Below are 13,047 nucleotides of genomic sequence, written 5' to 3'. Positions count from 1 at the left end.
GCCTATCCTATTGTTTCTTCTAGCGTCTCGATAGCCTCAAAACGCTCTCGCGGCCAATTGATCTGGACCACCGCGCCGTGGTCAGGAAAGGTCCGGTTGGTGAACGAGACCTTGGCGCCGGTGCGTTCGAGCAGCGTGCGCGCGATGAACACGCCGAGGCCAAGGCCGCGCCGCTCGCCGCCTTCATCCTGGGTCCGCCGCCGCGACAGATAGGGCTCGCCGATCCGTTTGAGGATGTCGGGCGGGATGCCGGGGCCGTCGTCGGAGATCACGAGCTCGATATCGTCCTTGTTCCACCAGGCATTCACCTCGACGGTGGTGTGGGCGAAATCGACCGCGTTCTCGACGATGTTGCCGATGCCGTAAAGGATCGCCGGATTGCGCGAGCCGACCGGCTCGGCCGCGACCGCCACCGCGATCCGCACCTTGATGTCGACACCGAAATCGCGATGCGGCGCCACCACTTCCTCGATCAGCTCCGACAGCTTCATGCGGTCGAACGGTGCGCCGGTGGAGGACAGTTGGGTGATTTTGCTCAGGATGTCGCGGCAGCGCTGGGTCTGCTCGCGCAGTGTTTTCAGGTCCGCGGCAAAGCTCGGGTCCTTCACCGTTTTTTCCAGCTCACGCGAGATCAGGAAGATGGTCGCGAGCGGCGTGCCGAGCTCGTGCGCGGCTGCGGCAGCCAATCCGTCGAGTTGGGTCAGATGCTGCTCGCGCGTCAACACCAGCTCGGTTGCGGCCAGCGCGTCCGCGAGCTTGCGCGCCTCCTCGGTGACCTGGAAGGAGTAGAGGCTGGTGACACCGATCGCGAGTGCGATCGAGAGCCAGACACCGACGAGGTAGATCGGTGGCAGCACCAGCGGATCGTCGGAATCCCACGGCAGCGGCGAATGGAAGAAGAACAGGACCGAGGCGCAGGCCACAGCGAGGAGGCCGAGGCCGAAGGTGAAGCGGGCCGGCAGCGCCGTGGCCGAGATCAGCACGGGCGCGAGGAACAGGAACGAGAACGGGTTCTGGAGGCCGCCGGTAAAGAATAACAGACCAGCCAATTCCACGATGTTCAGCGCCAGCAGCCCGGCCGCCTGCATCGGCTCCAGCCGCTGCATCGGATTGGCCGCGGTCTGGAGCGCCAGATTGAGCGCCGCGGACAGGGCGATGATGCTGACGCAGGGGACGATCTCGACATTGAACTCCAGCCCCTGCGCCACGATGAAGATCGCGGCGAGCTGCCCCAGCACCGCGAGCCAGCGCAGCCGCAGGATCGTGTCCAGCCGGATATGCCGCTGCGCGTGGCGAAAGTCGGAATCGGCAATTTCGGTCATATCGGCCAATGTGGCGGTGCCTTCTAAGGGTCACAAACGCGCGGCTCACGGAACCAGCCAGGAATTACAAGCCTTGCGCTATCGGCTGCAATAGCAGAAGAACGGCCAGCATGACCGAGAATGACAAGGCTTCAAGCTGGCCGACTGTCGCGGATCGCAGCGCACCCGCGGCGATTGCGGTCGATCATCTCGTCAAGGTCTACAAGCAGACCCGCGCCGTCGACGATATCTCCTTTTCGCTTTCGCGCGGCAGCATCACCGGGCTGCTCGGCGGCAACGGCGCCGGCAAAACCACGACCATTGCGATGATCATGGGCCTGGTGCTGCCGACCTCCGGCCGTGTGCAGGTGCTCGGTCATCGCATGCCCGAGGAGAGCGCGTCCGTGCTGGGGCGGATGAATTTCGAGAGCCCCTATGTCGACATGCCGATGCGGCTCACGGTGCGGCAGAACCTCACCGTGTTCGGCAAGCTCTATGCGGTGAAGAACCTCGCTGGCCGCATCGCCGGGCTCACCGACGATCTCGACCTCGGCGATTTCATCGACCGCGCCAACGGCAAGCTCTCCGCCGGGCAGAAGACCCGTGTTGCGCTCGCGAAGGCGCTGATCAACCAGCCCGAGCTGCTGCTCCTGGACGAGCCGACCGCCTCGCTCGATCCTGATACCGCCGATTGGGTGCGGGCGCATCTGGAGCGCTATCGCAAGCAGCACAACGCCACCATCCTGCTGGCGTCGCACAACATGCTCGAGGTCGAGCGGCTCTGCGACCGCGTCATCATCATGAAGCGCGGCCGCATCGAGGACGACGACACGCCGGAAGCCATCATGGCACGTTACAACCGCACCACGCTGGAGGAGGTGTTTTTGGACGTCGCGCGCGGCCGGGTGAACGGCGCGAAGGAGGCGGCACGGTGAGAAGGAGTCGTAGCCCTGATGGAGCGCAGCGTAATCCGGGGTTCTCGTGTCTGGATAGGCTGATCCCGGATTGCGCTGCGCTCCATTCGGGCTACTGGTTGCGGCCGGGCTACCAGAGGCCGCCATGACCGAGCTGTCCCTCCACCGCGGCATCTCCGTCCATCGCATCGGCGCGATGATCCTGCGCTATTGGTACCTCTTGATGTCGTCCTGGCCGCGGCTGCTCGAGCTCTTGTACTGGCCGGCGCTGCAAGTCATCACCTGGGGCTTTCTTCAGCTCTACATCGCCGAAAATGCCAATTTCTTCGCGCGCGCCGGCGGCACGCTGATCGGCGCCGTCATCCTCTGGGACATCCTGTTCCGCGGGCAGCTCGGCTTCTCCATCTCGTTCCTGGAGGAGATGTGGGCGCGCAACATCGGCAATCTCATGATGAGCCCGCTGAAGCCGATCGAGTTTCTGCTGTCGCTGATGGTCATGAGCCTGATCCGGCTCGCCATCGGCATCATCCCGATGACGCTGCTCGCGCTGTTCCTGTTTCACTTCAACGTCTATGCCCTCGGCCTGCCGCTGATCGCCTTCTTCTGCAATCTGATCTTCACGAGCTGGTCAGTCGGCATCTTCGTCTCGGGCCTGGTGCTGCGAAACGGCCTCGGCGCCGAGAGCATCGTCTGGACCTTGATGTTCGCCATCCTGCCGCTGGCGTGCGTCTACTATCCCGTCAGCGTGCTGCCGGCCTGGTTGCAATACGTCGCCTGGGCGTTGCCGCCGACCTACGCCTTCGAGGGCATGCGCGCGCTCCTGATCGAGCAAACCTTTCGGACCGATCTGATGCTGGAGGCATTGGCCATCAACGCAGTACTGCTGGTTGCATCTTTTGGGGCATTCCTTGCCCTGTTGCGAAGCGCCAGGAAGCACGGCTCGCTGCTCTCGGCTGGTGAATAACGTCACTTTCCCGTGGATTCAGGCTGGTTTTGGCTTTCCCAACACGTAGATGTACGGAACCATGCATTGACGCAATATTGCGCATTCGGCAGTATGCTGCGATGCGAAGAGGAATATAGCGATGCCTATTGGTGAGTTTGGCGGCGCGCCGCCCCTGGCGGCTGAAGGCAGTCCGGTCCTGACGACGCCGATGTACTGGATGTACGAGATGGCGCATGCCTCTCTCAATCCGGCCCGCGCGGTCACCGATGCGACCAAGCTCCTGTTTCAGAATCCCCTCAATCCCTTGGCGCGCACCGAGGTCGGCAAGTCGGTCGCCGCGGCCTGCGAATTGTTCGAGCGCACCACGCGCCGCTACGGCAAGCCGGAATGGGGCCTCAACGACACCGAGGTCAACGGCATCCGCGTGCCCGTCGAGATCCGCTCGGTCTGGGAAAAGCCGTTCTGCCAGCTGCTCTACTTCGATCGCAAGTTCGCCCGTCCCTTGCGCAGCCCGCAGCCGCGCGTGCTAATCGTCGCGCCGATGTCCGGCCATTATGCCACGCTGCTGCGCGGCACGGTGGAAGCCCTCCTGCCCGCGCATGAGGTCTACATCACCGATTGGGCCGATGCCCGCATGGTGCCGCTCAGCGAAGGCCGCTTCGACCTCGACGACTACATCGACTATGTCATCGAGATGCTGCACGTCCTCGGCGGCAACACCCATGTCATGGCGGTGTGCCAGCCCTCCGTGCCCGTCGTCGCCGCCGTCTCGATCATGGAAGCGCGGCGCGATCCCTTCGTGCCCACCTCGATGACGCTGATGGGCGGGCCGATCGATACCCGCCGCAATCCGACCGCGGTGAACAACCTCGCTCAGGAGCGCGGCATCGACTGGTTCCGCAACCATGTCATCACCAAGGTGCCGTTCCCGCATCCGGGCATGATGCGCGACGTCTATCCGGGATTCCTGCAGCTCAACGGCTTCATCAGCATGAATCTCGACCGGCACATGGATGCGCACAAGCAGCTCTTCGCCAATCTGGTGAAGGGCGACGGTGACCTCGTCGACAAGCATCGCGAGTTCTACGATGAATATCTCGCGGTCATGGACCTCTCCGCCGAGTATTATCTGCAAACCGTCGACACCGTATTCGTGAAGCACGCGCTGCCCAAGGGCGAGATGACTCACCGTGGAACACGCGTCGATCCCTCCAAGATCACGCGCGTGGCGTTGATGACGGTCGAAGGCGAGAAGGACGACATCTCCGGTCTCGGTCAGACCGAAGCAACGCACACATTGTGCAGCGCGATTCCCGATCATCGCCGCGTTCATTACGTCCAGAAGGGTGTCGGACATTACGGCGTGTTCAACGGTTCGCGTTTCAAGTCGGAAATCTTGCCGCGGATTCATGATTTCATGGTCTCGGCGGCGAATCCGAGCTCATTGCAGGCGCTCGCGGCCGAATAGAGCGTTTTTCGAGCGAAGTGGCGACCGGTTCGCGTAGAGAAAACGCGTCAAAACAGGAAACAAGAGCCGCTCCGATTTCATCGGTGCGGCTCTGGTCGCGTATTTCGGCTTTCCCGTCGAAAATTCAGGCCCTGTCGGAGGCTCCGACAGGGGTCGCTTCCCTCCAGATTCGCGGTATTTAGGTAGCCTTATAGGAGTGAGTCGACACTCAGCCCTTGGGGGTGCCGCATGCGTCCAGCGGGGGCGAAAAAAACGGGTTCCAACCCCAGTCTGTAGGGTCTCCCGGACGCTTGACCGCTGTATATTGGGCAAATGATTTGTTTTTGCGCCGAGCGCTTTCCATGGCGGCGGTTATGGCAGAATCCGGGCGCCCTCCTGCCCCCCGGACTGACAGACATGGCCACTCGCGCGCTCCTTTATCGGCGGCCCCACGAACCGAAGACCCTCGTCATCACCCACGGATCGCAGTTTTTCGCGATCAGGTTGCGCCGACACAGACGCGCGCGCCGCTACACGCTCAGAATTCATCCGAGCGACCGCGAAGCCATCCTCACCATGCCGCCGCGTGGCACTCTCGTCGAGGCCAAGGACTTCGCGCAGCGTCACGGTGCGTGGATCGCTGCACGTCTCGGTCGCTTGCCGAAGGCCGCTCCGTTCCAGTCGGGAACGGTGATACCGCTGCGCGGCGTTCCCCATCGCATCGTTCACCGCGCCGGTGAGCGTGGCACGGTGTGGACCGAGATGCGCGACAGCGGTGAACGCATTCTCTGCGTTGCCGGCGGCTTCGACTATGTCGACCGCCGCGTCAGCGACTTCCTCAAGCGCGAGGCGCGCCGGGACCTTCAGCGCTCGGCGGAAGCCTACGCGGCCGAGCTCGGCGTCAGGGTCAAGCGGCTCTCGATCCGCGACCAGTCCAGCCGTTGGGGTTCCTGCACCTCGGCCGGCTCGCTGTCGTTCTCCTGGCGCCTGATCCTCGCGCCGCCCTTCGTGCTCGACTACCTCGCCGCCCACGAGGTCGCCCATCTCGTCGAGATGAACCACTCGGCGCGGTTCTGGCGTGTGTGCGGAAAAGTCTGCCCGTCAATGGAGCGCGCCAAGAAGTGGCTCGATACGTACGGCAATGACCTGCATCGGTATGGAGCCGAGGATTAGGCCTCGTTGCGGGTTAAGCGCCACTACCAGCACAGCATTCGATGTCGTCGCCCGGCTTGACCGGGCGACGACAGTATTCCAGAGACGGTTGTTGTCGGCCGAGACGCCTGGCGAACGGGATTCCCCGCCCTCGCGGGAATGACAGGGCAGGGTGGAGCAACACCCAAGCCTCTCGCTCGATTTTCGCCACACTTCGCGACGATTGCGCGTCTCGCTCGTTTAGTCCCGCCGCATCAAACGCTTCGCATCATCAGCCGCGCATCGCGCCGGCGATTGCCGGCTACTGTGCATGGGGTTGTTTTCGCAGTTTTTGTTTCAAGGGGCCCAAGGCCCTCGGCTCGAACCTATCGGTTTCCGCCAAACAGGCGGTCCATCAGCCAGCCATCGAGCCCTGCCGCCGCCTCGGGGCGCACATTGGCGCGCGTGGGGGACGGCGGGCGATAGCTGCCATTGTTCGCCGGTGCCGGCCCAGGCGCTGTCGGCGGAGACACCTGCGAAGCCGCCTGCGCGAGGTTCGACAGGCCCCAGCTGGCTTGTGAATTCGGCAAGGCGGCCACGGGCACGCCCTCGTGCGCCGTGCGCATGAAGCGCGTCCAGACTTCAACCGGCAGGCCGCCGCCAGTCGCCTTCTTGGTCGGCGAGTTGTCGTCATTGCCGAGCCAGACGCCGGTGACGAGGTTGGCGGTGTAGCCGATGAACCAGGCGTCGCGGTAATCCTGGCTGGTGCCGGTCTTGCCGGCCGCCGGCCAGCCGGGGATTTCGGCCTTCTTGGCGGTGCCGTTGATCAAGGTCTCCCGCATCATCGTGTTCATCATGCCGACATAGCGGGGGTCGATCACCTGGTTGCGCTCGTCCGGCTGGCGCATGTAGAGCAGCTTGCCACTGAGCGTCCTGATCCGCGTCACGACATGCGGCGTCACCGCGAGGCCGCCATTGGCGAAGGGGGCATAGGCGCCGACCAGCTCGACCATGGAGACTTCCGAGGTGCCCAGCGCGATCGAGGCATTGGGCTCGAGTTTCGAGGAGATGCCGAGCCGGTGCGCGGTGCGCACCACGTTCTTCGGCCCGACCTCGAGGCCGAGGCGTATGGCAACCGTGTTGAGCGACATCGCCAGCGCCTGCGTCAGCGTCACCGCGCCGAAATATTCGTGGGTGTAGTTTTCGGGTCTCCAGCCCTTCACCTCGATCGGCGCGTCCTGGCGGACGGTATCCGGCGTCAGCCCCTGCTCGAGCGCGGTGAGGTACACGAACGGCTTGAACGAGGAGCCCGGCTGGCGTTTTGCCGTGACCGCGCGGTTGTACTGGCTCTCGGAATAGTTCCGCCCGCCCACCATGGCGCGCACGGCGCCATCGGGCGCCATCGCCACCAGTGCGCCCTGGCTGACGTTGAACTTAACGCTCTTGGCCGCGAGCTCGTCGATGATGGCGGCTTCCGCCACGCTCTGGAGCCTTGGATCGATCGTGGTTTCGACCTTGATGCTCTCGTCGATCTGGCCGACCAGGTCGTCCAGCACTTCGCCGATCCAGTCGGCGACGTAATTGACCGTGCCGGCGCCGACCGGCTTCACCTCGTAGGAGGGATGGCCGATCGAGGCCTTGGCCTGCGCGTCGGTGATGAACTTTGCATCCGCCATCGCCGCCAGCACGATTTGCGCGCGCGCTTCCGCGCCCTCGGGATTGCGGTTCGGCGCAAGGCGCGAGGGCGATTTGACGAGGCCGGCCAGCATGGCCGCTTCAGCGATCGTCACGTTCTTCGCCGACTTGCCGAAATATTTCTGCGCGGCAGCTTCGACGCCGTAGGCGCCGGAGCCGAAATAGACGCGGTTCAGATAGAGCTCCAGAATCTCGTTCTTGGAATGCTTGCGCTCCAGCCAGATCGCGAGCTCTGCCTCCTGCAGCTTGCGCTGCATGGTGCGCTCCTGGGTCAGGAACAGGTTTTTCGCGAGCTGCTGGGTTAGCGTCGAGCCGCCCTGCGAGACGCCGCGATGGAGCACATTGGTGACGAGGGCGCGCAGGATGCCGACCGGGTCAATGCCGAAATGCGAATAGAAGCGGCGGTCCTCGATGGCGATGAATGCCTTGGGGAGATAGGGCGGCAAATCCTTCAGCGCGATATTGGCGCCGGCCATCTCGCCGCGCTGCGCCAGCATGCTGCCGTCGATGCCGACGATCTGAATCGTCGGTGGCCGCTTAGGGATCTCCAGCGACTGGATCGGCGGCAGATGGGCGCCGACATAGATCACGATGCCGATCACGGCGATGACGCCCCACAGGCCGAGCACCGCGCCCCAATAGACCAGGCGGCCGAGGCTAAAGCCTCCGCGCGATTTCGATCGGCGTTTGGCGCCGCTGCGACCGGCCGGAGCCTTGCGCTCGCGCGGCGGCGGCTCGTCGCCGGCATCCTCGCTCTTGCGCTTGGCGGATGCTTTCGCTGACTTCTTGGGCTTGTCCTCGCCGCCGGGAATGCGGTCCGCCGCGGTCAGGCGCAGATCGGCGAGCGCCGCGGGCAAGCCGAACAACGGCTCCTTCCGCCCACCCTTTTTCTTTCCCCACGCCATACGCCAAACGCCCGGTCAGCCCGCCCCGCCGCACGCTAGCGGTCGCTGTTTAAGGCCCGGTTACACAAAGCTTAACGCGCGATTAGGAGGTGCGGCATTCGCCGGTCGCAGTTCCGCTTCTGAGGCGCCGGAGCTAGGATCGCCCGCATCAAGAAAGAGGGAACTCGCATGGGCCACATCGATCCAACCAAGGAGATCTTCGCGCAATTCCGGGACAACGACCGCCCGGGCCCGATCCACATGCTCAACCTGGTGCGGTTGCGCAAGGAGGCGGCCTATCCGGACGGCCGCAAGGCGAGCGGCGCGGAAGCCTATGCGGCCTATGGCCGCGAGAGCGGCCCGGTGTTCGAGCGCCTCGGCGGCCGCATCGTCTGGCAGGGCAGGTTCGAGCTGATGCTGATCGGTCCGCAGGACGAGCGCTGGGACCATTGCTTCATCGCCGAATATCCCAGCGTTGCTGCCTTCGTCGAGATGATCCGCGATCCCGTCTATCGCGAAGCGGTGAAGCATAGGCAGGCAGCGGTGGAGGATTCGCGTCTGATTCGGCATGCAGTGCTGCCGGTGGGGAAGAACTTTGGCGAGATACCGACGTAGTCCGTAGAGCCTGTGAGCCAATTCGTTTGTTTCGGCATGGACCTCAAGGGGCGTTAGCGTCCCTTGAGGTCGAAGCCGGCGGCGTCAGGCCGTCGGTATGCTGCCGCGGTCTATGCCTTTACGAGACGGTGTCCCTGCAGGATGTTGTTGGTGAGGGCGTACCAGAGCACAACGGCACGGACCTTCGCGATACCGCGCACGGTTAATTGCCTGAGGTCCCAGTTCCGCCATCGGGCATGGATGCATTCGCAGATTGTGCGGGCTTGGTACTGTGCCTTGCCGGCTTCGCTGGCCATGCGAGCACGCCAGGCCGCTACGCCAGGACCGTCGTTGCTCCGGGGTAAAAAGGGATCGACACCGCTCCTGGATTTGGGAGGAGGACAGTAAACCTCGATACCTTCGCCATGCGCCCATTCGATGTCCTCGCCACTGCAAAACCCGCCATCGGCGAGGTAGCGGCGTGGCAAGCGCTTCAGCCGAGCGCGCGTTCGCTCCAGCATCGGTCGCATCAAGCCGCGATCTGAGCCGCTGTTGTCGACATCGATCGCGACCACGATCAGTTCGCCGGCCGCGCTAGCCACCTGCACATTGTAGGCCGGACGGAAGCCGGCATCCGCCATCTTCATCACCCGTGCCTGCGGGTCGGTGGTAGAGGCCCGTGGCTCTTTTGGCTTTTTGCCGTTGCCGCCCTTGTCATCGAGCTGTTTTCGCTTGCGCTTGATCTCAGCCAGCGCCGCTTGCGCGGCCTGCACCCGCTCGCTGCGTTCCCGCGCCGCGCGCTCCTTAGCGGCCCGGATCCGCCGATTGCTGGCTTCCGGATCCGCATCGACCTCGCGCTTGAGCTCTTCCACCACGGCCCCGGCCTGTGCCATCTGCCGATCCAGCGTCGCCTCCCGCCGGAACGATCCGGTTCCCGCACTCGCCCGTATCCGCACCCCGTCCTGGGTCAGCTTCTCCAGATCAACCAACCCTGCCTCGTTCAGGGCCACCAGATGTTCGACCAGCAAACGGTCAAGCAAGTCGGCACAGCCGACCCGGAAGTCCGATAGCGTATGATGGTTCAAAGACACGCCGCCGCAGAGCCAGCGGTAGACGTCGTGACTGTCGCAGAGCCGGTCCAGCGCCCGCGCGCTGCCAACGCCATCGCTCGTGGCGTACAGCCAAAGCGCCAGCAGCAACCGTGGCGATGGCGCCGGATAACCCGGCCTGTTCTCCCGCGCCTTGACGCGATCTTCCAGCTCGCTCAAGTCGAGCCCTTCGACATAAGCCCAGATCACCCGCACCGGATGATCCTGCCCGATCAGGCTATCGATATCGACCGCTCGCAATTCGACCTGATCGCGCACAGGCTCGCGCAGCCGAGGTGCCCCCCGCGGCACCACTTCGGTGCATGGCGCCGACTGTTCCGGCAATTCGCCAAAAAGTCCGTCGTCAGCCATCATTCTCTCCAGCAAATCAATCTGCTTAGAGAATCATATCCGCCTGACGCTCGATACGGAAAAGAGTCACAGCCTCGTAGCGTGGGCAAAGCGCCGGAGTGCGCGAATGCGCATTCCGGCGCGTGCCCACCACGTCTCATGCGATCGTGGAGAGGTGGTGGGCACGGCGCTGCGCGCCTATGCCCACCCCACCCTACGAGGCCAACACTAACCCGACGGCCCGGTGTCTGCGATGATCGGTCCGAACAGCTCCCAGCGCTCGCCGTTGAACTTCATCATCTGCATCTGCTTGTTGATGCGATAGTCGTTCGGGCCCGTGGTGATCTTGATGCCGGGCAGCGCCAGGCTCGGCGTATAGCCCTTGATGCCGGCGACCTGCTTCATGACGTTCTCACGCGTCAGGTTGTCGCCGCATTGCTTCAGAACCTGCACCAGCAGCTCGGCCACCGAATAGGCGTAGGTGTTGACGGTGTTGAGCTTGTCGCCTTCCGGAAAATACTTGTCCATGAAGGCGAAGAAGGCCTTCACGCCCGGATCGTCCTTCCACTGGGGATCGCCGGGGTCCTTGCCGTAATTGGTGGAGATGATGCCCTTGGAGATGTCGAGGCCTGCTGGCTTCAACGTCGCCGACACCGGGCTCGCATTGATGTCGAGGATATGCACCGGGCTCCAGCCGAGGTCGGCAAGCTTTTTGATCGCCTGCGCTGCGAATTTCGGCGTCGACGCGTCATAGAACAGGTCGGCGCCCATCGATTTCAGCTTGACCACCTGCGAGTCGACGGTCGGGTCGGTGACCTCATAGGAGACCTCGCCGACGATCATGCTGGCGGCCTTGTCGCCGAGACCGCTCTTGAGGCCCGCGAGATAGTCGCGGCCCATATCGTCGTTCTGATAGAGCACGCCGATCCTGGCGTTGGGATGATTGGCGAGAATGTATTTTGCGTAGATGCGCCCCTCGGACACGTAGTTGGGATTATAGGCGATGGTCCAGGGATAGTTCTGCGGGTCGTTGAACCGCGCCGCGCCGGTCGAGGCGAGGAGCTGTGGGATCTTCTTGCCGTTGAGATATTTCTGCACGGCGGCGTTCGCAGCGGTGCCGATCAGCTGGAAAGTGAACAGCACCTCGTCGCCTTCGACCAGCTTGCGCACCTGCTCGACAGTCTTCGGCGGCGAATAGGCGTCGTCATACTGGATCAAATTGATCTTGCGACCGTTGATGCCGCCCTGATCGTTGATCATCTTGAAATAGGCGGCCTGGGTCTTGCCGATATTGGCGTAGACCGAATAGGCGCCGGAGAACGGGACGGTCTGGCCGATCTTGATCTCGGTGTCGCTCGCGCCGGTGTCGTATTTCTTCTGGGCGAGGGCTTGGCTCGCGGAGAACGCGAAGGCGAGCGCCGTCGTGGCAGCTAGGAAGGCTCTGCGATTGGTCATATTGGGTCGTTCCTCCTGACGGAATTTTCGATCGATGGTCTTTGTCCGTTGATTGCAACGGTCGCCATCGCTGCCAAAGATTGTGGAGGAACGTTCGCCGCCGCGCAAGGATCACGGCGCTGCGCCGTAGCGCCTCAGGCCAAAAGCTAGGCCAGGAACAATGCCACCAGCGCAATCGCCGCCGGCAGCGCCTGCACCATCAGGATGCGTGAGCTGACGGTCGCGGCGCCATAAGCGCCAGCCACGATCACGCAAAGCAGGAAGAACGCCTTGATCTGGAACGCGAAGGCAGGATTGCCGTGAACGAGACCCCAGATCAGGCCGGCGGCGAGGAAGCCGTTATAGAGGCCCTGATTGGCGGCCAGCACCTTCGTCATCTCGGCCTTGTCAGGCGTGTTGCGAAACACCTTCAAGCCCAGCGGCTTGTCCCAGAGAAACATCTCCAGGATCAGGAAGAAGACATGCAGGATGGCGACCAGCGCCACCAGAAGATTGGCGATCAAAATCAAGTTGAGCTCCCCCAAAAGCGTCAGCTTTCGGGTGGACGTTAGCACAGCCGGCATGGCAAGTGCGACGGACGTATTTCGATGCAACGGTGCCGCAATGCCCGCTCGATCAACCAAAACGCCTGAACGCTTCGGTCTCGGTCGCCTGGCAACGCCGATCGGCATCGCGCTGCTCGTCACCGACGCCGAGGGCGTGTTGCGCGCGCTCGATTGGGAAGACTACGAGCACCGTATGCGCGAGCTGTTGCGGCTGCATTATGGTGCGGTGGACCTCCGCGATCAGCCTGCACCGACGCAGATGCGGACTGCGCTGTCGGGCTATTTTGAAGGCGACCTCGGCCAGCTCTCGGCCATCGCATGGCGCATCGCCGGCACGTCGTTCCAGCAAAAGGTTTGGACCGCGCTCGCACAAATCCCCACTGGGACCACGATGAGCTATGGCGCGCTCGCCGCAAGGATCGACATGCCCAAAGCGATTCGCGCCGTCGGCCACGCCAACGGCTCCAATCCGATCAGCGTGGTGCTGCCCTGCCACCGCCTGATCGGCGCCGATGGCTCACTGGTGAAATACGGCGGTGGCCTCGAGCGCAAGCGCTGGCTGCTGCGGCATGAAGGGGTGGAGGTGTAGTCCGGCCGTCATTCCGGGGCGCCGCGGAGCGGCGAGCTATGGTGCGCAATTGCGCACCTGAGAATCTATGGCGCCACCGACTCTGCGGATGAATGGATTCCGGGCTC

The 13,047-nt window shown here is 63.5% G+C and carries 11 protein-coding genes; 6 read left to right on the top strand and 5 right to left on the bottom strand.

The genetic code is table 11. From position 1 onward, the window contains the following. Positions 1-2 precede the first annotated feature (2 nt). Positions 3-1,322 (bottom strand): ActS/PrrB/RegB family redox-sensitive histidine kinase, encoded by a 1,320-nt coding sequence (locus LRP30_RS43630; protein WP_128940626.1) that lies wholly within the window; start codon positions 1,320-1,322, stop codon positions 3-5. 110 nt (positions 1,323-1,432) lie between these two features. Between LRP30_RS43630 and LRP30_RS43625 the strand changes: the two genes are divergently transcribed. From LRP30_RS43625 to LRP30_RS43610, 4 genes are all read left to right on the top strand, one after another. Continuing rightward, positions 1,433-2,236 carry an ABC transporter ATP-binding protein gene (locus LRP30_RS43625; protein WP_249758822.1) on the top strand — a complete coding sequence of 268 codons (804 nt, stop codon included), beginning with the start codon at positions 1,433-1,435 and terminating at the stop codon, positions 2,234-2,236. Between the two features lie 124 nt (positions 2,237-2,360). Further along, positions 2,361-3,179 carry an ABC transporter permease gene (locus LRP30_RS43620; RefSeq protein WP_128930315.1) on the top strand — a complete coding sequence of 273 codons (819 nt, stop codon included), beginning with the start codon at positions 2,361-2,363 and terminating at the stop codon, positions 3,177-3,179. A 121-nt stretch (positions 3,180-3,300) separates the two neighbouring features. After that, positions 3,301-4,629 (top strand): polyhydroxyalkanoate depolymerase, encoded by a 1,329-nt coding sequence (phaZ, locus tag LRP30_RS43615; protein ID WP_128947900.1) that lies wholly within the window; start codon positions 3,301-3,303, stop codon positions 4,627-4,629. A gap of 312 nt (positions 4,630-4,941) precedes the next feature. Then, positions 4,942-5,781, top strand: a complete 840-nt coding sequence (locus tag LRP30_RS43610) for a SprT family zinc-dependent metalloprotease (RefSeq protein WP_128930313.1) — start codon at positions 4,942-4,944, stop codon at positions 5,779-5,781. A gap of 344 nt (positions 5,782-6,125) precedes the next feature. Here LRP30_RS43610 and LRP30_RS43605 read toward each other — a convergent pair whose 3' ends face one another. Further along, the gene (locus LRP30_RS43605; RefSeq protein ID WP_249758821.1) at positions 6,126-8,339 is read right to left on the bottom strand and encodes a penicillin-binding protein 1A; all 2,214 of its coding nucleotides are present in this window, start codon (positions 8,337-8,339) and stop codon (positions 6,126-6,128) included. A gap of 168 nt (positions 8,340-8,507) precedes the next feature. On the opposite strand from LRP30_RS43605, the gene LRP30_RS43600 reads away from it, so the two are divergent. Continuing rightward, positions 8,508-8,933: a DUF1330 domain-containing protein gene (locus LRP30_RS43600; RefSeq protein WP_128947902.1), complete on the top strand. Its 426-nt coding sequence runs from the start codon at positions 8,508-8,510 to the stop codon at positions 8,931-8,933. A 110-nt stretch (positions 8,934-9,043) separates the two neighbouring features. Here LRP30_RS43600 and LRP30_RS43595 read toward each other — a convergent pair whose 3' ends face one another. From LRP30_RS43595 to LRP30_RS43585, 3 genes are all read right to left on the bottom strand, one after another. Next, on the bottom strand, positions 9,044-10,375 hold the full coding sequence (locus tag LRP30_RS43595; protein ID WP_091895192.1) for an IS1182 family transposase: 1,332 nt from the start codon (positions 10,373-10,375) through the stop codon (positions 9,044-9,046). Between the two features lie 204 nt (positions 10,376-10,579). Then, positions 10,580-11,806, bottom strand: a complete 1,227-nt coding sequence (locus LRP30_RS43590) for an ABC transporter substrate-binding protein (RefSeq protein ID WP_249758820.1) — start codon at positions 11,804-11,806, stop codon at positions 10,580-10,582. 146 nt (positions 11,807-11,952) lie between these two features. After that, a complete protein-coding gene (locus tag LRP30_RS43585; protein ID WP_206734833.1) occupies positions 11,953-12,369 on the bottom strand; it encodes a DUF1304 domain-containing protein in 417 nt (138 codons plus the stop codon). 40 nt (positions 12,370-12,409) lie between these two features. Here LRP30_RS43585 and LRP30_RS43580 point away from each other — a divergent pair, with 40 nt between their 5' ends. Then, positions 12,410-12,940, top strand: a complete 531-nt coding sequence (locus tag LRP30_RS43580) for a methylated-DNA--[protein]-cysteine S-methyltransferase (protein WP_249758819.1) — start codon at positions 12,410-12,412, stop codon at positions 12,938-12,940. Positions 12,941-13,047: the final 107 nt, after the last annotated feature.

This window comes from Bradyrhizobium sp. C-145, from assembly GCF_023375135.1.
GTDB lineage: Bacteria > Pseudomonadota > Alphaproteobacteria > Rhizobiales > Xanthobacteraceae > Bradyrhizobium > Bradyrhizobium zhanjiangense.
This window is presented reverse-complemented; position numbering and strand designations above follow the sequence as displayed.